Origin of the sequence: Campylobacter geochelonis (assembly GCF_013201685.1) — a bacterium.
Lineage (GTDB): Bacteria > Campylobacterota > Campylobacteria > Campylobacterales > Campylobacteraceae > Campylobacter_B > Campylobacter_B geochelonis.
Window position 1 is genome coordinate 193,378 of record NZ_CP053844.1, and the last position, 21,880, is coordinate 215,257.

Genomic DNA, 21,880 nt, shown 5'->3' on the forward strand with positions numbered 1-21,880 from the left:
AGATTAAGCTAAATTAGCAAGATTGCAAAATGCGGTAAAATGGAGTAAAAATGCGTAATTTATATTTAAACACCAACGAACTAGATAAAAGATGTAGCGATGAGTTTGGGCTAAGTGAAGCTATTTTGATGGAAAATGCAGCCAGTGCAATCGAACTTGAGGTTAGAAAACTAACAAAAGGCGTGCGTGTGTTAGCGGTTTGTGGTAGTGGAAACAACGGCGCTGACGCAATTTGTGCGCTTAGAAAGTTAGCTGGAGACTATGAGTGTTATGCTTTGTTAGTTAGTAAAACACAAGGCGTGATGAGTAAATATCAATTAAGTGTGGCTAAAAAAGTTGGCGTAAATTTGATAGAAGATTTTGATGGTGATTTGGATAAATTAGGCGAGTTTGAGTGCATTATAGATGGCATTTTTGGAAGTGGGCTAAAACGGCAGATGAGTGATGAAATTTGTGCGTTGATAGATATGCTAAATGCTAAAAACGCTCTTAAAATCGCAGTTGATATCCCAAGCGGGATAAACCAGTTTGGTCAAATAAATCAAAATGCTTTTAAAGCTGATACTACACTTACGATGGGTGGGCTAAAACTAGGGCTTTTTTTAGATGAAGCAAAGGATTTTGTAGGCAAGATAAAGGTTGCGAATTTAGGTGTTAGTAGAGATAAATTTGAGAGAGGAAGCGATGTTAAACTTCTTGAAAAAAGCGATTTAAAACTACCATTTAGAAATAAAGCTAACACTAACAAAGGAGAGTTTGGACATACTTTTGTTATGGTTGGAGATATGAGTGGAGCAGCGCAGATAGCAGGACTTAGTGCCAGTGCGATAGGTTCGGGACTTGTTAGTTTGGTTAGTGATAAAGAAATTGCAAATTTAAGTCCGATCTTAATGTATAAAAGCTCTTTAAACAGTGCTAAAGTCGTAATCGCTGGATGTGGGCTAGGCGATAAAAAGCTAAATTTAGATGAACTAACAGATAAAATTTGTGTTATAGATGCGGATTTGTGCTATAAAAAAGAGGTTATAAAACTGCTCGCAAATAACGAAAATTTAGTTATCACACCGCACCCAAAAGAGTTTGCAAGTTTGCTAAATTTAACTAACATAGAAAATGTTAGTGTTAGTGATGTGCAAAAAAACCGCTTTGAGCTAGCCAAAATTTGGAGTCAGAAATTTAAAAATGTTCTTGTTTTAAAAGGTGCAAACACCATCATCGCACAAAATGGCAAGCTATATGTTATGAGCGAAGGCTCGCCAACTTTAGCAAAAGGTGGAAGTGGAGATGTGTTAGCTGGAGTTATCGCTGGGCTTTTAGCTCAAGGGTATAGCCCGCTTGAAGCTGCTATTAGCGGTACTTTGGCTCATGGTTTTGCTGGAGCTAAATTTAGTAAAAACTCATATGCACTAACGCCGTTTGATTTGATAGAGGAGATAAAATGTCTATAAAAAAATTTGCAATTTTGTTTAGTGGAAGTGGCTCAAACCTTGAAGCTATACTTCAAAAAGTTCATGGTAAAACTTTTGCTAACACAAAACTTGAATGCGTGCTAACAGTTTGTAACAAAAAAGATGCTTTTGGCATACAAAGGGCTCGTAAATTTGGGCTTGAAACTGTTATAATCGATAACAAAAATTTTACTAACAGAGAAGAATTTGACGCTGTTTTGGTTAGTGAGATTAAAAAATATGATGTTGATTTAGTAGTTCTGGCTGGATTTATGAGAATTTTAACTCCAGTTTTTACTCAAGAGATTGGGGCGATTAACCTGCATCCATCGATTTTGCCGCTTTTTAAAGGAGCTCATGCGATAGAAGAGAGTTTTAACAGCGATATGCAAGTTGGTGGCGTGAGTGTTCACTGGGTCAGTGCTGAGCTAGATGGTGGTAAAATTATTGCTCAACGCACATTTGAGCGAAGTAAAAATATGAGTTTTGAAGCGTGGGAAGATAAAATTCACGCTATAGAACATGAACTTTTACCAGAAACTGTGATAAATTTACTAACCAAATAAAATGGAAAATTTAACCAACGAAATAGTATCAACATTGCATTCATTTTCTGAAGAAAACTATCAGAAATTTAGTCAAAATCTTATACCAAATGCTAGCTGCTTAGGCGTTAGAACGCCTATTCTTAGGACTTTGGCACGCGAGTTTGTTAAAAACAGCTTAGATGAGATAGAAAAATTCGCACACACTTTTAAACCGCAATTTCATGAAGAGGCTGTATTTTTAGGATTTGTTATAAATTTGGCTAAATTTGAGCTAGAAAAGAAGCTAAATTTAAGCGAGGAATTTGTGCGTAGTATTTCAAACTGGGCGATTTGCGATTGTTTTGCGGTAAAAGTTAAATCTGATTTTAAAATTTGGCTTAACTTTTGCGAGCAGTTTGCTAACTCAAAACACGAGTTTGAAGCGAGATATTACTACGTAATGTTTTTAAAAAATTTTATAAATAAAGAGAATTTGCCTAAATTTTTTGATACGATTATGGCAAATAAAAACGAGGCGTATTATGTTAAAATGGCGATTGCATGGGCGCTTTGTGAGTGTTTTATAAAAGAGCGAGATTTAACTTATAGTTTTTTAACATCGCGTTTAAACGAGCCATTTATCCTTAAAAAATCTATTCAAAAAATTTGTGAAAGCTACCGAGTTAGCCAAGAAGACAAACTAGAGCTAAAGGGTTTGAAAAAGCAAATTTAAACACAACAAATGGTGAAAAATAAAATAAATTTACTATATTTGGCACTTTTAAATTTCGTTTGGTTGGCGGTTGCGCTTTAAAATCTAAAATTACTTTAATTGTTATGGTAAAAGTAAGTATTGAAAAATAGTAGATATAATTTAGATATAAAAAATTTATATCATATTAAAATAGCAAGCGAATTAATAGGTAAAGAAAGCTATAATACTAATATTAAAAAAATAGAAGGAGATACTAATGAAACAAACAGACGACATACCGATGCACGACGACTTGACTCCAGAGATGTGGGAAGAAGAGGAGAAATCCGTTCAGCTATTCATTCCAACTCCAAGCTTTATCAAGCACTGGAAAGAAAAGCAGATGAAATTAATGAAAGATACTCAAGACAAGAACGAGGAAAACAAAGAGTAACTACGGAGTCTGAGAACGTTCAGACTCAATCTTCACAATACACAGACAACTCTACATCTGCCTTAGTTGAAATATCTAATATAGATAAAGAACTACATTCTAAACTCGATGAAAACGATAAAGCAAAGGTTATAGACTTAAACGAAGTAACAACTACTAATAACTCTACTAATAAACTAGCAATAGCTAAGAGTAGTGAAGGTATTGAGATAGTTAAAAACTTAGTTAATAGTGGTATAAAAAGTGAAAATATCTACGGTAAGATGTTAAATATACTTACAAAGTTAGGTATGAGTATCGGTGGTGTAAGTACTAAGTTTAGTAAAAGAGCTAAAATTATGGCAGAGATGGTAGCTCAACTGCTAACTATGCTGATGATGCAAGATATGCTCATATACCAGTAAATGATGAGATAGTCCCTAATGAAGATACTGTAGCCTTTGCTAGTGTCAATGGTGGAGGAAAAGCAAGTCCTCAAGCGCTAGAGGATACTATAGATATGGCTAGTAAAGTTATAGAAGCTGGTGGAAGTGTCATCATGGATAATACAGACAGAGCTAACACATCTTATAACAAAAGTGGAGAAGGAGTAGTTCAACAAGCTTTAGAAAAGAAATATGGAAAACCTAGACTATCAAGCAAAGGTTATAATATCTTTTCTAAAAAAACTACTCCAAAAGATAAGAATGCTCCTAAAGGAGGAGTTAAAGTAGAAGAAAATGCTCCAGTTAAAACTAAACAAAACGTTAAACCTGTAGGTACTAAAGTTGAAAAGATAAATTTATCTATAGAAGCAATACCTAGTAATAGTGATGGAAGTGTAAATGATGTGTATGATTCTTTAAAAAGTGATTCTAGAGCTAAAGATACATATACAAAAGAATTTGTTAATGAAGTAATTAATTCAAACGAAGCTAAAGCCTTAGCTAGTGAATTAGGTCTTGATGTAAGTTTTAATGGTTATGGTAAAGGTCAATGGGTAGGAGATGATGGAGTCGTACAAAACAACCCTAACTTTGAAGTAAGTGTTAAAAATACTAAAGATAGTGAAAGTTTTGACGATAGAGTAAATGCTTATGCTAGTTACTTAGGTGGAATACTAAATCAAGATGGTATAGGTAAGAGTAAAGTTGTTCCTAATGCTAAATCTTCAGACAAGAATGCTGTAAAAGTAGTTTTCAACAACCCTGTAACTTATGAGGATTTAGAAAATATTAATAAAGCCATAGGAGATACCTTTGCTACAGAAGATGGGGAGATGGGGTATTATATAACCACTAGTGGAGATGGTAAAACAGTAAATGTTATAAGAGATAGTGGTAAAGATTATAGCAATTTTAATTATGAGTTAAGAGATTTGTTAAGAAATAGTAAGTATAATCTAGATATTAAAGAGTTAAGACAAACTAAAATAGATAGTGAGTTAATCTTTAAAGATACTTATAACAATAATATTCAAAAAGTTGAAAAAGGGGTAAAAGATGATACCAGACAACGTGATAGTCAGGAACGCAACGATAGAGGAAGAGGAAGAAGAGGAGAAATCCGTTCAGCTATTCATTCCAACTCCAAGCTTTATCAAGCACTGGAAAGAAAAGCAGATGAAATTAATGAAAGATACTCAAGACAAGAACGAGGAAAACAAAGAGTAACTATTGAGTCTGAGACTTCTTAAATTTAAAGATTGTGGCTTAAAATAATTACAAAATAGACAAATCGAAAATTCTCAAATTCAACACAAAATAATTAAATTTAAAACCGCTAGAAAGGTAATTTACCTACACTTATAAAGTATAAATTTATATAAATAAGCTAAATGCTGCGCTCTTTATTTTTATAAAATATATTTATATAATGCGCCGTAGTATAAATTTAAAATATTCTACCTGTAAATTTAAACAAAACACAAGGTGCTTATTTATACGATACTTAAAGAAAAATGTATAAATTTTTGGAAATTATTATTAAAATAAAGTGTAATTCACTAACCAAATCATCAACTTGAAGCGAAAAAACAAAATCAAAGTGTCAAATTAAATGCAGTTAAAAAGTAGATTAAAAATTATATATATAAAACGGTAAATTTAGCAAAACAGTTACTAAATTTACCATTAAATTTATAGCCGATTTAGACTTTATAAATCTTAGCTGGCAACGCCTGCCTTGCGCAAGTGCCTACATAAAAGTCGCCAAGAGTAAATTTGCCATTTCTTGTTGGATCAAGCAAACCTAGTTTGTTGTGATTTATCCCATCTTTGCTTGAACTTAACTCAAGTGATTTAACACCATCGATATAATGAGCTCGTGCGCCAAACTCATCGTGTCCATAGCCATGTTCGATTGAAATTTCGCCATTTACAACACCATTTGTTACAAATGCCACGCCAGTTTGCTCGCCATTTGGCGTTACGACTTTGACTAAATCGCCAGTTTTTATACTCTCTTTTTCGCCGATATCTTGTGCGATTCGGACATAGTTGTGCGGATGGATAGCTTTTAACTTTTCGATTATCGAAGTATAGTAGTGCTGGATGTTTGATTTGCGTGTGCTTAGCTTATACTTCCACTCTTTTGCTGGATAAATCTTTTCTATAGGAGTTGCATCGCTAAAAGTTTGAGGCATATATTTTGGAGTTCCACTCATAAATTCTCCAGTTATGGAGTGTTTGTGTGAGCCAAGTGGCTCATAGTAGATTGATGCTGCGGTTGCTGTAGAAAAAGGTTTAGCAATAACTTCATCTTGATAAGCAAATTTCATATCATCAAAACGACCTCCTCTTGATAGGACTTTGGCTACTTTTTTGATTTCATCTTTTTTAAGATATGGTTTGAGTTCGTTTAAGGCATTTTGGATAGGCGCAAGCTTTTCATCTTCTTTTGTTATATCGCTAACTCCATTGCCATCAAAGGCTAAATTTGCCAAAGACGCGGCGTAAAATTGCTCTTTTTTATTAAGTGGATAAATTTTGCCATCTTTATCTTTAAAGCCATTTTTTCCAAAACCAGCAAGTCCTAGCTCTTTAGCAACTTGTATGAAAAAATGCTCCACACAGATAAGCTCACCGTTTTTATCTCTATCTTGTCTAGCTTTTAGCGCTGGATAGCGGATAGTAGAAGCTTTGGTTAGTATGCCCCAATGATCGTTTGGCAATGCCCAGTTTTCTAAATTTACACCATCTGGAACTATGTAGTCGCTATAAGCGTTGGTTTCATTCATAAAAGCATCAATTGCTATAAAAAGTGGCAAATTTTTACTATCTTTTATCGCATTTACAACAGAGCTGTTTGCTCCTGCTTGATTGTAAACAACATTTGTCATATAGTTTATAAAGACTTTTGCTTTGTACGGATATCCAAATGCGCTTGAATTTAATGCTTCGTTGATTAAAGGCATTGAGAGTGGATACCAAGGTTGGGTTGCTGGATATGGGTTGAGTCCTGCTTTTACTTTGCGTTTAAATTCCGATGAATTTTCATAGTATGCGCCACTTCTTGATAAATTTATCCCACTTGCTTTTTTAGCACCTTCAAAACTAGCTAACTCATATCTTCCGCTTAAATAGTTATGAATCCCGCCTTGCGCCATAATCGAGCCACCTTTATAACCATAAGTTCCTAAAAGTGTATTTAAGATAAAAATCGAGTAAGTACTCATCGCAGCTTGAGTACTCATCATGCCGCCATGCACACTTGCGTTTACTTTCTTGCCATTTTTTGTGAAATTTTCCCCAAGCCAAACGATATCTTTTTGGCTCACGCCACAAATTTTACTATACTCTTTTAAGCTTTTTTCAAAAGCTGACTCTTTCAAGAGTTGCATAGAGCTTTTTACGCCGACTTCTTCGCCATTTAAATCTATCTTATCATCAAAAAATAGCTTTGCTGGTTCGTTTATAAGATGGCTTTGAATTTTGCCACTTTTAGAGCATACCAAAGCTTCTCCATCGACGCGGGCAAATTTGCCATAGTCTGGATGGTCTTTTTGTACGATAACTAGATGAGTTGCGTTTGAGTGATGGATTTCGCCTGATAGCTTGGCTTGTGCTAAATTTGGTTGTTCTAAGTAGTTTTTAGCATAACGTTCATTTTCTATAATCCACCTTATAATCGCCATACAAAGAGCTAAATCAGTCCCTGATTTTATAGGTATCCATCTGCCTTTTTTACTTGATGCGAATTTAACTGCGTTTGTGACACTTGGATCAATCACAGCATAAGAGTACTCATCGTTATCGCTTCTTGCATTTGATAACATTTTTGCTTGTCGTTGGAAGGGGTTTCCGCCATTTGATGGCGCTGTTCCCCAAAAGAGGTTAAATTTAGCATTTTCATAGTCTGGCTTTGCATGCATAAAGCCTTTCGTTCCAAAGGCGATTTTACCGCCGACTCTAAAACCACCACCGCAAATTCCGCCATGCGAGTAGTAATTTACAGTACCAAATGACTTTTTCATAAACCTATCGACTATATCAGAGCGCCCATCATAAAGATAATAACATAGCAGCTGGTTTCGTTTGCTTCCATACTCTGGGTTTTCTTTATCTATTAATTCATCGCTAAAAATAGCTCTGAGTCCATCTACATGTCCCTCGCCAAAGAGATTTCCGCCCTCAACAACTTCTTTTATAAGTTGCTCAAAGCTTATCTTTTGCCATTTTCCCTCTCCTCGTTTGCCAACTCGTTTAAGAGGCGATAGTATGCGGATGTTTGACTCTGCCATCTTTGAAAGAGAAGCTCCACGACTGCATACAGTTGAGCGAAGTTCTTGGTTTTGTGCTAAATTTGCATATGCAACGCTTAGTGGTGTGTCGTAGTCTTGGTGATGAAAATTTGCTAATGGGTGATATGGATTTCCAGCGCACCTTACGATTTTACCATTATCAAGCCTAACTCTAATCCCACATTTTGTCGTGCATCCATGACACATACTTAAAACAACATCTTGATTTGGTGTTTTAAATACTTTACCATTTACTATTTTAAATTCTGGTTCGTGTGGAGTCCCTTGTGCTTTATAGTCATCTTGTGGTTGCGTGGCTAATGCTGGTGAGGCAAGAGCGCCTAAAGCCACAGTTTTTATAAAATTTCTTCTTTTCATTGTCTTTCCTTTAAAAAACATAGAGCTCTTCACTCCAGTGAATCACTCTTTTATACTCTTGACTCTCTTCATTTTTGGCTAGAATTTGGCTGATTCCATGGTAAAAAACTTGTGGGTTTGTATCTTTTGGACTATAAAGCACCATAGTTTTATGTGTTTGTAAAAATTTACGAATTTGTGAGTTTTCATCGTGTAAATCTCCAACAATCCTGCTTGCACCAACACAGCTCTCAACGCAAGCTGGCAACAGCCCATCGCGAAGTCTATGATCGCACAATGTGCATTTATCAGCAGTTAAGTTCTCTTTGTTTAAAAATCTAGCGTGATATGGACAGGCTTCAACGCAAAGAGCGCAACTAATGCAAGCTTGGGTATCAACTTTGACTATGCCATTTTGTCTTTGATAGCTTGCACCAGTTGGGCAAACATCAATACAAGCTGGTTTTTGACAATGGTTGCAAAGGCGAGGAAGTGAAGCGATAACGCCATTGCCTTTATCGTCTTTAGCTTCATACTCTGAAACAATAGTTCTAAACTGTGCTATTGGAACGTCATTTTCCATGCTACAACTTGCCGTGCAAGACTGACATCCTACACATCTACTTAAGTCTACAACCATACCATATCTTGGGGTTTTGCTATTTGTAAAAACGTTTGGACTAGCTTGCAATGAAACGGTTGAGGCAAAAACTAAACCGCATTTTTTGATAAATTCGCGCCTTTTATCTTGCGAAATTTCTTGCATTTTTTCTCCTTTTTGTGGCGATATTTGATAAAATATAATTTATAACATTAAAACTTTATATAATTAGCGTAAAATTTGTGTAAATTTAAGTGTTATTATAAATGTGAAATAAGGGTGTAATGCAGAATAAATTTGATAAATTTCAAAATTTAGCTAAATTTAGGAAAATCCTTCCTAAATCAGCGTAAATTTAATCGGCGTGTCAAATGTCGTTTTCACGCTTGGTTTTGGAAATTTGTGTTTGGTTTTATGGATAAATTTGATAGCAGCTTCATCTAGTATCTCATGCCCACTCGAATCGGTTATCCTAACATCGCTAACTGCGCCATCTTTATCGATGATGAACGATACTTTTACCGTTCCTCGCTTTTTAGTGATTCTTGCTTTGTGCGGATAGTGCTTTTTAGCGTATGCTGCGATGATGGCTTGAATTTGAGCTCCTATGTTTTCTTTCTCGCTTGCACTTAAATTTTGTGTTGGAGTCGTGCTTGTCATAGCGCTTGATGCGATAGAGTTTGTGCTTGCACTTAGCGCGTTATTTCCGCCAGTTTTAGCGACATCATCTTTTTTAGTATCATCTTTTTTTTCTTTTTTCTTCTCTGTTTTTTTCTTTTTTGGCTTCTCTTTTTTTGGTTTTGGTTCTGGTTTTTTAACCACCTCTTCGACGATTTTATCTTCGATAATCGGTTTTTCAACTATCGGTTCTAGCGGTTTTTCTTCTACTAAAGGCTCTTCTTCTATAATCTCTTCTACGACGCTTTCTTGCGCTGGAGCAAGGTCTGATTGACCTCCACCTACGTTAAATACATCAAGAGAAATTCTTGTTAAATTTAAAGCCTGTGGTTTTGTGGTATTAAAATGTCCATAAAGTCCAGCCGCCAAAGCCCCATGAAGTGCTATACTAATCACTAGCCCTAAGGCTAAGCCATTATTCTCTAATTTGCGTTGCGATTGCGAAATTTTCATGCTTTTTCATCTTTAATGCATCTATGACCTTAACAAAACTCTCAAATTTAGCCTCTTTGTCGCTTCTTAAAACAACAAGAGTTTTTGCATCAAGTGCATTTATCTCTTTGTTAAAGTCCTCTTGGCTTACTAGTTTATCATTTAGATAAATTTGGCTTTGTTCGTCTATCACTATATTTAACGCATCTTTTGGCGCTTCTCTTATCCCGCTTTGGCTTTGTGGAAGTTCGACTGCGATTTTTCCTTGCGCTATAAAGGTTGAAATGCTAAGCACAATACAAAGCAAAACTAGCATAATGTCGATAAAAGGAACGACATTTAATCCATCTTTTTTAAGCTTTGAGCTTTTTTTCATGCTCTATCCTAAATTTAGCTAGTATAACTTCAACTTTTCTTGAAAATGCGTTATAAATCATTAGAGTTGGAATAGCCACTAAAAGCCCAGCTGCCGTAGCTTTAAGCGCTAGTGACATACCTATCATTATCGATTTTGCATCAACTCCGCCTCCAGCCATTCCCATATCATAAAAAGTTATCATAATGCCAGCTACAGTGCCTAAAAGCCCGATGTATGGGGCGTTTGAGTAGATGATGTAAAGAGTGGTTAAATTCTTTGTTAAAAGCACTTCAAGTTCCTCTTCGCTTTGATAATTTTCTATCTTAATTTTTGCGTAAAAGTATAGCCTTTCAATGGTGTAAACGACCACGATAAAGCTCATAAAACCCAAAATAATGATAATCAAACTCTCAACATTATCCCGTAAAAAATCCATTCTTAACCTTTGTTTAAATTTGCATCTATTTTAGAAAATGTATTTTCTAAAATAGATAAAAACTATCAAATTTCAAAAAAAGCAAAATTATAGCCAAAAACACGCTTTAAACAGATAATTTTGCTTAAAAATAAGCCCAAATTTGGGCTTATTTTAAAATTTATAACTTATACTAGCTCTTACGCTTCTGCCTGGTTCCCAGTCATTTGCCGAAGTTGCTCCAAAACTTCTTTGAGAGTGCGAATAATACGCTTTATCAAAAATGTTATAAACTCCTGCATTTAGCTCTAAACCTTTTAAGCTCCCACTTGGCATCCATGTAGCATACACATCATGAACTGCGTAAGCTGGCTTTTTATAACCTGATTTTTTATCTGTTTTTGAGTTAAAGAAAATCATATTATAGCCTATTAAAACATCAGCCGCGTCAATATAGTAATCAGCGTTAAATGTATATTTATCGCCACTATCGCTATATCCTAAAATTCCGCCATATATCGCTTGTCCTGCTTGTGCTGGAGTCGCTGTTTGCTCATATTTGGTTTTTGAGTGAGTATAGCTTGCTCCAAGACCTAAATTTCCAAACTGTCCTCTAGTGGCAAGTTCTACTCCATCGACTTTTGCAGAGCCTGCATTTACTCTTGTTGTGCCGCCAACTCCTGATGGAGATGCGTATTCGTTTATCAAGTTATCATAATCAGTGTAGAAGTATTTAGCTAAGAAATTTAGTGTATGACCAGCGCCAAATTCAGTGCTATATCTTGCGCCAACTTCATAAGCATCGCCAGTTTCAGGTTTTAAGGCATCTGATTTTTTATAAGTTTTAGCTGTGTTTTCGCTTAGTCTGATTGACTCTATCGGATCTGGACCGCGGAAAACTTTTGAGTAGCTACCAAAAAGTCCAATGCCGTTTTGGAACTGATAATCAAGCGCAAATGCTGGACTAACTTCGCTAAAGTCATAACTCGCGCGGTTTGGCCATTCGCCCATTGTATCTAGTTTATAGTAATCAAACCTAACGCCTGGAGTCATCGTAAGAGCGCCGATTTTCATGCTATCTTCTAAAAATACAGAGTAGCTTGTGGCTTTATCATCGCCTACTGTTTTGTTTGGTTTTTGAACTATTTTGTCGCCTTTAACGCTTAGTCCAACGCTTGAGTCAAGATAGCTGATTGATTTATAAACTTCTAAACCATATCTTAAAGTGTGCTTTAAATCCCCTTGATCAAGTTTGGTTGTATTTATTAAAGTTGAGCCATAAGTTTTAACGCCACCATCCATCAAAGAGGCTTTTCCTGCTTTTTTTGCCATCTCAAGGCTAGGAAGTTTTGAGCGCACTATAGAGTGATCTGTGTAGTATAAGTTTAAATCCAAATCAACAAATTCGTTTGGGTTGTAGGTGTAGTTTAGTCTGTGCGTGTCGCGTTGCATCTTTTGAGGAAGTAGGGCTTGATTTCTCTCTCCAGCTTTGATTTTGCCTGTATCAACAAACGCAGTTCCGCCAAATTCAGGTCTAAATGGATAAAGCCCTTTGTACTCGTTATGCTCCGTGCTTAGAGTAATCTTATGGCTATCGCCAAAGCTATATCCAGCTTTAAAAAGATAACTTACATCGTGACCTTTTCCGGCGATATCGTTTCCATGCCCATCTTCGCCATAGTTATAATCGCTATATTTTACATATCCAAGTAACTCAAGTGTGTCTGAGATTTTGCCATATAGTGCTAGGCTTGAAGAGATTCTATCATCGTTAGAGTTAAAACCAGTTTTTACTTTACCGCCAAAAACTTGTCCATCTTCAAGCAAATCGCTTGCATCAACTGTTTTAAAAGCAACACTTCCGCCAAGTGCGCCAGAATTTGCAACGACACTGTTTACGCCTGTTGAGACATCGATTTTTTTGAGCAAATCAGTATCTAAAACCAAGTCTGCGCCGTGATGAAAGACATTTCCTCTTTGTCTTGCGCCATCGATTGTGATGTTTAGACCACGATCGTTTACTCCACGCATATAAATTTTTTGGTTAAAACTGTTTGTTCCGCCGATGTAAACTCCTGGGATATCGCGAAGTATATCTCTTGCCATTTCGGCATTTCTGGTTGAAATTTTATAAGCATCAACGTTGTTATAACCAATCGAGCTTGAGCTTACTTCGATAGTGTCTAAATTCACCTTCTCATCGGCTATAAGCGATGTAGATAGTAAAAAAACAGATGCGCAAACGCTAAGGTATCTTTTACCCATGAAATTCCTTAAAAGTATAAATTTAAATTTATTATAATAACGATAAATGTTATCACTATTATAAAATAGAGAAGAAGTTTATCAAGCATTTACTTAAAATAATATTAATTATCAATATATTTATAAAGTATATAAATTTGTTATAATATTAAAAAACAAGAATATAAAAATAGTTAAAGAAAGTAATAAAGCAAATTTTGATAATATTGTTAAATTTTATTTAAAGGAAGTTTATGTTTGAATGGTTAGCCTCCCCAGAAGCTTGGATAAGCCTTTTTACTCTTATCGGGCTTGAGATAGTTTTGGGTATCGATAACATCATATTTATAGCGATTTTGTGTGGAAAACTCCCGCAAGAGCAACGAGATAGAGCCAGACTTTTAGGGCTTGGCTTTGCGATGGTTAGTAGAATTTTGCTACTTTTAAGCCTCTTTTGGATAATGAAACTTACCGCGCCGCTTTTTAGTGTTTTTGGTATGGAAATTTCTGGTAGGGACTTGATTTTGATATTTGGTGGATTGTTTTTGCTAGCAAAATCAACGCTTGAAATTCACCACAACGTAGCAGGAGAAAGCGAAAAAGAGGGAAAAGAGATAAAAAAAGTTAGTTTTACTAGCGTTATCATTCAAATTTCTATTCTTGATATCGTTTTCTCACTTGATAGTGTAATCACCGCAGTTGGCATGGCAGAACACATCGATATAATGATAATCGCAGTCATAGCAGCTGTTGGCGTGATGATGTTTGCTAGCGGGGCGATAAGCCGCTTTGTCGATAACAACCCAACGATAAAAATTCTAGCTTTGGCATTTTTGATACTCATCGGAGTTTCGCTTATAGGTGAGGGCTTTGGAATGCACATACCAAAAGGATATATTTACTTTGCGATGGCGTTCTCGTTGGCAGTAGAGATGATAAATATCAGCATGAGAAATAAGAAATAATTATTAAATTTCCCTCTTTTTATTAAAATTAAGTTAATTTTAATAGGGGGGGGGGGTAAAATTGCATTTACATTTTTAAAGGAGTGTAAATGAAAAATTTACTTGTAAAATCAGCATTAGTTGCCATTATGCTAGGTTCTTCAGCATTTGCTCAAAGCCCGTTTTTTGGAGTTTATGGTGGATATTCTAAATCAAAGTTAGATGCAGATAGCGTTGGCAGTATAGACGATAAAAGGGCGAGCTTGGGTATAAAAGGCGGATATGACTTTGATAAATTTAGAGTTTATGGCGCATATGAGTATGGATTAAAAGGTAGTATTAGTGAAAGCGGAGTACTAGCAAATGGTCCTTATGATTCGAAATTAGAGTGGAAAAGACACAACTTTTTAGTTGGCGCAGATTTAACTCCAAAAGTTGGAAATAACTTTAAATTTTTAGCTGGAGTATACGCTGGATACTCGCTTTTAGATCTTAAAGCAGATCTTAACTTTGGTGCAAATAGTTATTCAGAAACCGATAGGGTTGGTGGGTTTATCTATGGTGCAAAAGTTGGTGGAATTTATAGTGTAAATGCAAACAACGAGCTTGAGCTTGGATATCGCTATGATAAAGCTAACTATGATTCTATATCAAATGGTAATATTGATGTAGATGAGAGTAACCATGGACCATATATAGGATATAATTACAAATTTTAGTTTAAAGCTCCGCTTTTGCGGGGCAAACTTAACGATTATAATATGTGATGATATAGTACGTGGCTAAAAGCAAAAATTTACTTTTGTATATATAAAAGTGTAGATATATTCGGCACTGCTCTATAATATGTATATAAGAATATCTTTCAAATATATTAAAATACCAAATTAAATTTTAAAATTTATGCAAAACTGCTCGTAATCACAAATGCATTTTAAAACAGCACTTTTGCGCAGCACGAGAAGTTTTTATAAATTTAAAGTTTGAATGACTCTAAATTTATTTACTCGTTGCTTTTATCTAAAAATATAGTTTGTTTAATTTAACTTTTACAGAATTTAAAGTTAAATTAAAAAAGTTTTGTAATCAAAATATTTTAAATCGCCCATTTTAGTTTTTTAATAGTAAAAATGCAATATCTCAAATCTATTAAATATAATAAAAGATTTTTGTGTAAAACATAGTTGTTTTTGCGCCAAATACTATAAAATTGTATTTAGCAAAATTATATTTATTTTACTACAACTACGCAATTATCATAAGACTTAAATGTTGTTTGGTTGGTAAAATTTTAATTTAGCAAGACTTTTAAACAAATACGGTAAATTAAAAAGATATAAATACCGAATAAATTGTGATGTAAATTTAAAATGATTGAAAGTTTATAAAAAAGATGGTGCGGATGAAAGGACTTGAACCTTCACGCCGTAAAGCACCAGATCCTAAGTCTGGCGTGTCTGCCAATTTCACCACATCCGCACGTGTATAAACAATGAAAGTTTATCTAAAAAAACCTTAAATAAACCAAAAATGGTACGCCCAAGAGGATTCGAACCTCTGGCCTACGCCTTAGAAGGGCGTTGCTCTATCCAGCTGAGCTATGGACGCTCAAAAAAATGGTACGCTCGAAAGGAGTCGAACCTTCAACCTACAGATCCGAAGTCTGTTGCTCTATCCAATTGAGCTACGAACGCAACAAACCGAAATGGGGTGAGTGATGGGAATCGAACCCACGACCCTCAGGACCACAATCTGATGCTCTAACCAACTGAGCTACACCCACCATAATGGTCGGGGCGAAAGGATTCGAACCTTCGGCCCCTTGGTCCCAAACCAAGTGCGCTACCAGACTGCGCTACGCCCCGAACCTGGACTCATTTTTTAAAATGAAAGCGTATTATATAGTAAAATTTTCAAAAAGTCAATAAAATTTACAAAATAAATCAAATTTTTTAAAATCGGAACATTTTACAAGATTTAGAAAATATACTATAATGTAAAAATATAAATTTCAAGGGATTAAATGATAAAAATTTTAGTACTTGGTGGCGGGTATGCTGGGCTGTCTTTTATAAAAAATTTGCCAGATGAGATTTTTAAAAAGGCGCAAATAACGCTTATAAACGCTAATCAATTCCACTACCACACCGCACTTTTACACAAAGTTGCAGCTGGAGAATGCGATAAAGAAGCGCTTTTTGATATCAAAAAAGTTATCGATAAAAGAGTAAATTTTGTAGTTGATGAAGTTGCTAAAATCGAAGAAAATACAGTTTTTACCAAAGATGCTAAATTTGAGTTTGACTACCTTATCATCGCGCTTGGCTTTGAAAAAGAGACTTTTGGCTGTGATGGCATGGAAAATTCGCGTGAGATAACAACTTATGCAAAATCGCTTGAGCTAAAAAATGAAATTTATTCTAAATTTGATGAATTAGCAGATAAAAAAAGAGAGAATTTAGACATAGTGATATGCGGTGGCGGGCTTAGTGGAGTGGAATTTGCTGGAGCTTTGGCGCGTGAGGGTGCAAAGTATGCAAAAGATAAATTTGACTTTAAAAAGGTAAAAATTACGCTTGTTGAGGCTTTGCCGCAAATTTTGCCGATGTATGATGAAAAACTGCATAAAAAAGCTAGTGAAATTTTGCAAAATTTAGGCGTTTTGGTGTTAGAGAATTCAAAGGTTGTAAAAAGAACTAAAGCTGGAATTTTGTTAGAAAATGAGCGTGTTTTAAACGCCGATGTGGTTGTTTGGGTTGCAGGAATTCGTGGAAATAGCGTGGTTGACAACAGCAAATTTAAAAATCACAGAGCTAGACTTTTAGTCGATGAAAACCTAAAATTTAAAGATAACATCTACGCTATCGGCGACGTGGCGAAATTTAAAGAGTTCGCGCCGACTGCACAAATCGCTTGCCAAATGGGCGCGTATCTTGGGAAAAATATAAATTTGCTAATTGATGGCAAAAATGCGCCAAAATTTAGTTATCAAAACAAAGGTTTGATTTGTTCGATAGGCAAAGAGCGGGCTGTTGGAAACATTTTTGGACAAAATATAAGTGGGAAATTTGCTGTTTTTATGAAGTGGCTGACTGAGAAAAAATGGGATGTAGAGCTTGAGGGAGTTGGCGCGATTTTTGGTAGATAAGAAACGGTTTTGCTTAACTGCATATGCGTTTTGGTTGAAAAAATATTTTTGTAAGGTTTAATCCCAAAAACTTGCGCGGTTTTGTTAGATGAAAAGCTTTTCACTACTCTAGCTTTTTAAATTTATGTTTTTGCTAGAAAATGTGCAAATTTTAAAGGGCTAATCTTAAAATCCACGTTTTGCAAATAGATAAAAACTTTTAAGCTGGTCGCTTAAAGTCAGTATAAGCTAAATTTAATCCATTGTGCTAAATTCTAGCTTTTTGATGGGCAAAAAATAAGTATTTTTTATTTCAATCAGATAAGAATCAAAAGTTTTTGCTGCTAAATCCATACTTTTTCTGGGCTAACTTGGGCGATTTTTGTTTTACAAATTAGCTATTTTTCTAACTTGCTAGAAAAAATGTTTTAAATTTTGCGTGAAGTGTAAGTTAGCTGTAAAATAAAGCCAAATTTGTTTAGTATAAAATTTAGCTAAACACACTAAAAGCTGACAAATTTAGTATAAATTTGGCTTTCTATCCTTATAAACGCTGATATTTTGGCGAGTTTTTTCAAGTGCTGATAACTCTAAATTTGCACTTATCATCGACTCATTTTGACAAGCTTTTGCTAAAATTTCGCCAAGCGGGTCGATTATCATCGAATTTCCACCAAATTTAAGTTTGTTAAAAAAGGAGCAAGAGTTTGCTAAAACTACAAAAATCTGATTTTCAACCGCTCTTGCAAGGGTTAAAATTTCAAGATGTTTTAGCCTAGATAAAGGCCACGCAGATACGATAAATAGCACCTTTACGCCATCAAGCGCTAGCTTTCTAACAAGCTCTGGAAAACGTAAATCATAGCAGATGATAATGCCACATTTTACGCCATCAAGCATAAAATTTACCACTTTATCGCCACTTTGGAAAAACTCATCTTCTTTCATATGCGAAAAAAGGTGAATTTTACTGTATTTTGCCATGCAAGAGCCATCTTTTGAAAAGATAAAAGATGAGTTATAAAATTTATCGCCAATGCGCTCTATAATCGAGCCAGCAATGACGTTTATCTTTAAATTTTTAGCTAAATTTGAGAAAAAGTAGGTAGCTTTTTCTCCATTTAAATCAGCAAATTTAGCCAAATTTTGCGGAAAAAATCCAGTTGAAAAAAGCTCTGGTAATACCACGGTATCGCACTTTTGCTTTGATGCTAAGTCTATAAAGTGCTTTGCTTTGGCTAAATTTTCATCAACTTGCTCAAATTTTGAGTCGAAATTTATACAAGCAACTCTCATAAAAGCTCCTTAATTTGGTTTATAAATCTATCTCTATGCCCACAGGACAGTGATCGCTTCCATAAATTTCATCTAAGATAAAGGCATCTTTTAACCTATCTTTCAAAGACTCGCTAATAAAAAAGTAATCAATCCTCCAGCCGATATTTTTCTCTCTTGCTTTAAAACGGTAGCTCCACCACGAGTATTTAACTTCATCGCCGTGAATTTGCCTGAAAGTATCGATAAAACCGTGGCTTAAAAGTTCATCTATCCACGCTCGCTCTATTGGCAAAAATCCGCTTGTTTTGGCGTTAGCTTTTGGGTTTTTAAGATCTATTTCTTGATGAGCCGTATTTACATCGCCACAGATGATAATATCGAAATTTTGGGCTTTTAACTCATCAAGATAGGCTAAAAAATTAGCATAAAATTTCATCTTATAGCTAAGTCTTTCTTCATCTTTTTGACCGTTTGGAAAGTAGATGTTAAAAAGCACGACATTTCCAAAACGATGCTCTAAAACTCGCCCTTCATTATCATCAAAAAAGAGCGATTTTGTGCATAAAGTGTCAAAATTTACTAAACTCATAACGCCAGAGTATCCAGCGCGAGCGGCTGAGTTTATGTTTATCTCTTTAAAGCCGAGTGAGTAAATTTCGCTTGGAATTTTATCTTCACTTGCTTTTGTTTCTTGAAGCCCCAAAAAATCAGGCTTAACGCTATCTAACCATGCAAAACTATCTTTGCTAACAGCAGCTCGCAATCCATTTACATTCCATGAAATTAGTTTCAAATTTATCCTTTTTTAGGGCGATTATACAAAATGTTTCCTAAATGTAATATTTCTTAATTATACTTTTAATTTTAGCAAAAAGTTGATATAATCAGCAAACATTTACTCTATAAAAAGGTTGTTCATGCAAATTTCAAAGTTAAGCATGTTTTTTGGCGCCCTGCTAATCGCAGTTACGGGCTATTTTATGATTTGGGGCTTTGAATTTATAGGTACTTCTAGCAAAATTATCTTTATACTTGCTACACTTTTTGGCGTTTTTATGGCATTTAACATCGGCGGAAACGATGTCGCGAACTCTTTTGGAACTAGCGTTGGAGCTGGAACTCTAACTTTAACTCAAGCACTTTGCATAGCAGCTGTTTTTGAAGTAAGTGGCGCAGTTTTGGCTGGTGGCGAGGTTACGGCAACGATTCGTAGTGGTATCGTGGACTTAGAAAAACTCTCTGTTTCTCCAAATGAATTTATATATATAATGATGAGCGCGCTCATAGCGGCTGCTTTGTGGCTGCTTTTGGCTACAAAAAAGGGTTGGCCAGTTTCCACAACTCACGCGATAATCGGAGCTATAGTTGGCTCAAGTATGACTTTAGGTTTTATCCTAGACTTGCCAGGCGTTTCTGTTTTTTCGCTAGTTAAATGGAGTAAAATAGGCACGATAGCCTTTTCTTGGGTGCTTTCGCCCTTGCTTGGTGGTCTTGCATCATATCTTTTATACAAAGCGATAAAAAAATATATCTTAAACTACAACGCTATCGCTGAAATTAAAATAGAAAAGCTAAAAAAGAGAAAAAAAGAGCTTAAAAAAGAGCACAAAAATATGTTTGAATCTCTCAGCGATATCCAAAAAGTAAACTACACAGAGGCGATGAATAGGGATATCTATACGATGAAAGATCCAAATTTTGACCCTACAGACTTAGACTCTGAGTATTTTAAAAAGATGGATGAGCTTGATAGACAAAAAGATGAGTTAAAATCTCATCAAGCGCTTGAGCTTGGCATACCAGCAATCGCAGCTCTTGGTATAGCAGTTATTACAAGTATGCTTTTGTTTAAAGGTTTGCAAAATTTACAACTTGGACTTTCAAGTCTGCATAACTACTTAATCATCGCTATGGTAAGCGCTACTACGTGGATGGCGATGTTTATTTTCGCTAAGACTTTAAGGCGTTCTGATTTATCAAAATCGACATTTTTAATGTTCTCGTGGCTTCAGGTTTTCACAGCTTCTGGATTTGCGTTTTCTCATGGTTCAAACGATATAGCAAACGCAGTTGGACCATTTGCTGCTATTATGGATACGCTAGCAACTGGCCAGATAAATGCTCACGCGCAAATTCCTCCTATCGTTATGATAACTTTTGGTGTGGCTTTGATAGTTGGACTTTGGTTTATCGGTAAAGAGGTTATCGCAACAGTTGGAACGCACCTTACAAAAATCCATCCAGCATCTGGCTTTAGCGCTGAACTTTCAGCAGCAAGCGTTGTTATGCTAGCTTCAGTTTTAGGGCTTCCAGTATCTTCAACTCATATCTTAATCGGAGCGATTTTAGGAATCGGTATAGCAAATGCACAGACCAACTGGAAACTGATGAAACCTATCGCGTTAGCATGGATTATAACTTTACCTGCATCAGCAGCACTTAGCGCGATATGGTTTATCATATTTAGGTTGGTTTTTTAATCAACCTTGTTGCTTAAAAGAATAGCTATAAATTTAGTCTTAGGGCTAGAATTTAGAGCTATTTGTATACTCATAGTAAGTGGAACTGCTAAAAACAATCCGCCAATCCCAAGAACATAGCCCCACAAAAGCAAACTAAAAAGTATCACTATCGTAGAAAGTCCAAGTCCCTCTCCTAAAAATCGTGGCTCGATAATAGTCCCAATAGCTGTATTCACCGCTACATAAATGGCTAGAACCCAAAACGAGTCGCTAAAATCTCCGGTTAAAAGTGTCACAAAAAGCGTTGGCACAGCAGCGACAATCGAACCAATCGTTGGTATATAGTTTAAAATAAAAGCCACAACTCCCCAAAGCGTAGCATAAGGAACATTTAAATACCAAAGCCCAATCCCGATAATCAGCCCAGTCATGGCTGAAGCTATGCTTTTTATCATCAGATATCTTTTTAGGTTGTAAACAAAAGTTTGAGCAAAGACTTGAGCTTGTGGGTTCTGCTTTTGCAAATATGCGACTTTTTCTTTCATAATCGAAGTTTCAAACAGCATAAAAGCAACCATCAAAAGTATAAAAAACGACATCGAAACAGTCGAGCTTGTCTTTCTTAAAAACGAACTTGTGGTTGAAAAGATACTGCTTGGATCAAAACCGAGCATTCCAGCATCGATTTTAACGACATCATAAGAGTTGATTTTCTCTATCCAGCCATCAAGCAAGAGCTTAAAATTTCTTTGAAATTCTGGAAGTTGAGCTGTGAAATCCGCCATCGCATTTATCGTAATATAGCCTAAAATCGATAGAATTCCTAAAAAACAAATCGTTACTAAAACAAAAGATATGATTCGTGGGATTTTAATTTTTTCTAAAATATCAATTAGTGGAGAGACGATAACTGCTAGAAAAACAGCTAGTAAAAATGGCACTATAACGCCACTAGCGGCCTTTAAACCAGCTAAAATGATGATGATAGAAGCTAAAGATATAAAAACGAAGTGAATTCTCAAAAGTGAGTCCTTTTTTGATAAATTTTATCCAAATTCGCTTATAAATAGATAAATAATGTATAATTTAGTAGCGATAAATTTAAGGTATTTAGCTTAAAATTTAAAGGCAAATTTAGCTT

18 protein-coding genes and 5 tRNA genes are annotated in these 21,880 nt (G+C 35.3%); 9 read left to right on the forward strand and 14 right to left on the reverse strand.

The window, feature by feature from the left end:
* Positions 1 to 50: 50 nt before the first annotated feature.
* From CGEO_RS00905 to CGEO_RS00925, 5 genes are all read left to right on the forward strand, one after another.
* Positions 51 to 1,448 (forward strand): NAD(P)H-hydrate dehydratase, encoded by a 1,398-nt coding sequence (locus tag CGEO_RS00905; RefSeq protein ID WP_075539890.1) that lies wholly within the window; start codon positions 51 to 53, stop codon positions 1,446 to 1,448.
* A complete protein-coding gene (gene purN / locus CGEO_RS00910) occupies positions 1,439 to 2,014 on the forward strand; it encodes a phosphoribosylglycinamide formyltransferase (protein WP_075539889.1) in 576 nt (191 codons plus the stop codon). The genes CGEO_RS00905 and purN overlap by 10 nt, the downstream gene beginning before the upstream one ends.
* Position 2,015: 1 nt before the next feature.
* Entirely contained in the window at positions 2,016 to 2,708 is a 693-nt protein-coding gene (locus CGEO_RS00915; RefSeq protein ID WP_075539888.1) for a DNA alkylation repair protein, read from the forward strand.
* Between the two features lie 120 nt (positions 2,709 to 2,828).
* Complete coding sequence (locus tag CGEO_RS00920; protein ID WP_172658057.1) at positions 2,829 to 3,527, forward strand: hypothetical protein; 699 nt, start codon at positions 2,829 to 2,831, stop codon at positions 3,525 to 3,527.
* A 95-nt stretch (positions 3,528 to 3,622) separates the two neighbouring features.
* On the forward strand, positions 3,623 to 4,798 hold the full coding sequence (locus CGEO_RS00925) for a hypothetical protein (protein ID WP_172658058.1): 1,176 nt from the start codon (positions 3,623 to 3,625) through the stop codon (positions 4,796 to 4,798).
* A 453-nt stretch (positions 4,799 to 5,251) separates the two neighbouring features.
* On the opposite strand, the gene CGEO_RS00930 is transcribed toward CGEO_RS00925, so the two are convergent.
* From CGEO_RS00930 to CGEO_RS00955, 6 genes are all read right to left on the reverse strand, one after another.
* Entirely contained in the window at positions 5,252 to 8,221 is a 2,970-nt protein-coding gene (locus CGEO_RS00930; RefSeq protein WP_075539887.1) for a molybdopterin-dependent oxidoreductase, read from the reverse strand.
* A 10-nt stretch (positions 8,222 to 8,231) separates the two neighbouring features.
* On the reverse strand, positions 8,232 to 8,966 hold the full coding sequence (locus tag CGEO_RS00935) for a 4Fe-4S dicluster domain-containing protein (protein ID WP_075493882.1): 735 nt from the start codon (positions 8,964 to 8,966) through the stop codon (positions 8,232 to 8,234).
* Positions 8,967 to 9,140: 174 nt separating this feature from the next.
* Complete coding sequence (locus tag CGEO_RS00940; protein ID WP_075539886.1) at positions 9,141 to 9,932, reverse strand: energy transducer TonB; 792 nt, start codon at positions 9,930 to 9,932, stop codon at positions 9,141 to 9,143.
* Positions 9,895 to 10,287, reverse strand: a complete 393-nt coding sequence (gene exbD, locus CGEO_RS00945) for a TonB system transport protein ExbD (protein WP_075531320.1) — start codon at positions 10,285 to 10,287, stop codon at positions 9,895 to 9,897. Before exbD ends, CGEO_RS00940 begins: the two co-directional genes overlap by 38 nt.
* The gene (gene exbB, locus CGEO_RS00950; RefSeq protein ID WP_075493876.1) at positions 10,265 to 10,705 is read right to left on the reverse strand and encodes a TonB-system energizer ExbB; all 441 of its coding nucleotides are present in this window, start codon (positions 10,703 to 10,705) and stop codon (positions 10,265 to 10,267) included. Before exbB ends, exbD begins: the two co-directional genes overlap by 23 nt.
* A 153-nt stretch (positions 10,706 to 10,858) precedes the next feature.
* On the reverse strand, positions 10,859 to 12,949 hold the full coding sequence (locus CGEO_RS00955; protein WP_075539885.1) for a TonB-dependent receptor domain-containing protein: 2,091 nt from the start codon (positions 12,947 to 12,949) through the stop codon (positions 10,859 to 10,861).
* A 233-nt stretch (positions 12,950 to 13,182) separates the two neighbouring features.
* Here CGEO_RS00955 and CGEO_RS00960 point away from each other — a divergent pair, with 233 nt between their 5' ends.
* Both CGEO_RS00960 and CGEO_RS00965 read left to right on the forward strand, forming a co-directional pair.
* Positions 13,183 to 13,893, forward strand: a complete 711-nt coding sequence (locus CGEO_RS00960) for a TerC family protein (RefSeq protein WP_172658059.1) — start codon at positions 13,183 to 13,185, stop codon at positions 13,891 to 13,893.
* A gap of 89 nt (positions 13,894 to 13,982) precedes the next feature.
* Positions 13,983 to 14,591, forward strand: coding sequence for an outer membrane beta-barrel protein (locus tag CGEO_RS00965; protein WP_172658060.1), 609 nt, complete (start codon positions 13,983 to 13,985; stop codon positions 14,589 to 14,591).
* A gap of 675 nt (positions 14,592 to 15,266) precedes the next feature.
* Here CGEO_RS00965 and CGEO_RS00970 read toward each other — a convergent pair.
* The 5 genes from CGEO_RS00970 to CGEO_RS00990 all read right to left on the reverse strand — a co-directional run bounded on the left by CGEO_RS00970 (position 15,267) and on the right by CGEO_RS00990 (position 15,737).
* Positions 15,267 to 15,351: transfer RNA gene (locus CGEO_RS00970), tRNA-Leu, on the reverse strand.
* A gap of 52 nt (positions 15,352 to 15,403) precedes the next feature.
* Positions 15,404 to 15,480, reverse strand: a tRNA-Arg gene (locus CGEO_RS00975).
* 9 nt (positions 15,481 to 15,489) lie between these two features.
* Positions 15,490 to 15,566, reverse strand: a tRNA-Arg gene (locus tag CGEO_RS00980).
* 12 nt (positions 15,567 to 15,578) lie between these two features.
* Positions 15,579 to 15,655, reverse strand: a tRNA-His gene (locus tag CGEO_RS00985).
* 5 nt (positions 15,656 to 15,660) lie between these two features.
* Positions 15,661 to 15,737, reverse strand: a tRNA-Pro gene (locus tag CGEO_RS00990).
* 158 nt (positions 15,738 to 15,895) lie between these two features.
* Between CGEO_RS00990 and CGEO_RS00995 the strand changes: the two genes are divergently transcribed.
* Positions 15,896 to 17,020 (forward strand): NAD(P)/FAD-dependent oxidoreductase, encoded by a 1,125-nt coding sequence (locus tag CGEO_RS00995; RefSeq protein WP_075531322.1) that lies wholly within the window; start codon positions 15,896 to 15,898, stop codon positions 17,018 to 17,020.
* A 498-nt stretch (positions 17,021 to 17,518) separates the two neighbouring features.
* Here CGEO_RS00995 and CGEO_RS01000 read toward each other — a convergent pair whose 3' ends face one another.
* Together CGEO_RS01000 and CGEO_RS01005 are read right to left on the reverse strand one after the other, a co-directional pair.
* Positions 17,519 to 18,295, reverse strand: coding sequence for a carbon-nitrogen family hydrolase (locus tag CGEO_RS01000; RefSeq protein WP_075539882.1), 777 nt, complete (start codon positions 18,293 to 18,295; stop codon positions 17,519 to 17,521).
* A gap of 19 nt (positions 18,296 to 18,314) precedes the next feature.
* On the reverse strand, positions 18,315 to 19,070 hold the full coding sequence (locus CGEO_RS01005; protein ID WP_075539881.1) for an exodeoxyribonuclease III: 756 nt from the start codon (positions 19,068 to 19,070) through the stop codon (positions 18,315 to 18,317).
* A gap of 124 nt (positions 19,071 to 19,194) precedes the next feature.
* Here CGEO_RS01005 and CGEO_RS01010 point away from each other — a divergent pair, with 124 nt between their 5' ends.
* Complete coding sequence (locus CGEO_RS01010; RefSeq protein WP_075539880.1) at positions 19,195 to 20,757, forward strand: inorganic phosphate transporter; 1,563 nt, start codon at positions 19,195 to 19,197, stop codon at positions 20,755 to 20,757.
* Here the strand turns inward: CGEO_RS01010 and CGEO_RS01015 are convergent.
* Positions 20,754 to 21,761: an AI-2E family transporter gene (locus CGEO_RS01015; protein WP_075493860.1), complete on the reverse strand. Its 1,008-nt coding sequence runs from the start codon at positions 21,759 to 21,761 to the stop codon at positions 20,754 to 20,756. The genes CGEO_RS01010 and CGEO_RS01015 overlap by 4 nt on opposite strands.
* Positions 21,762 to 21,880: the final 119 nt, after the last annotated feature.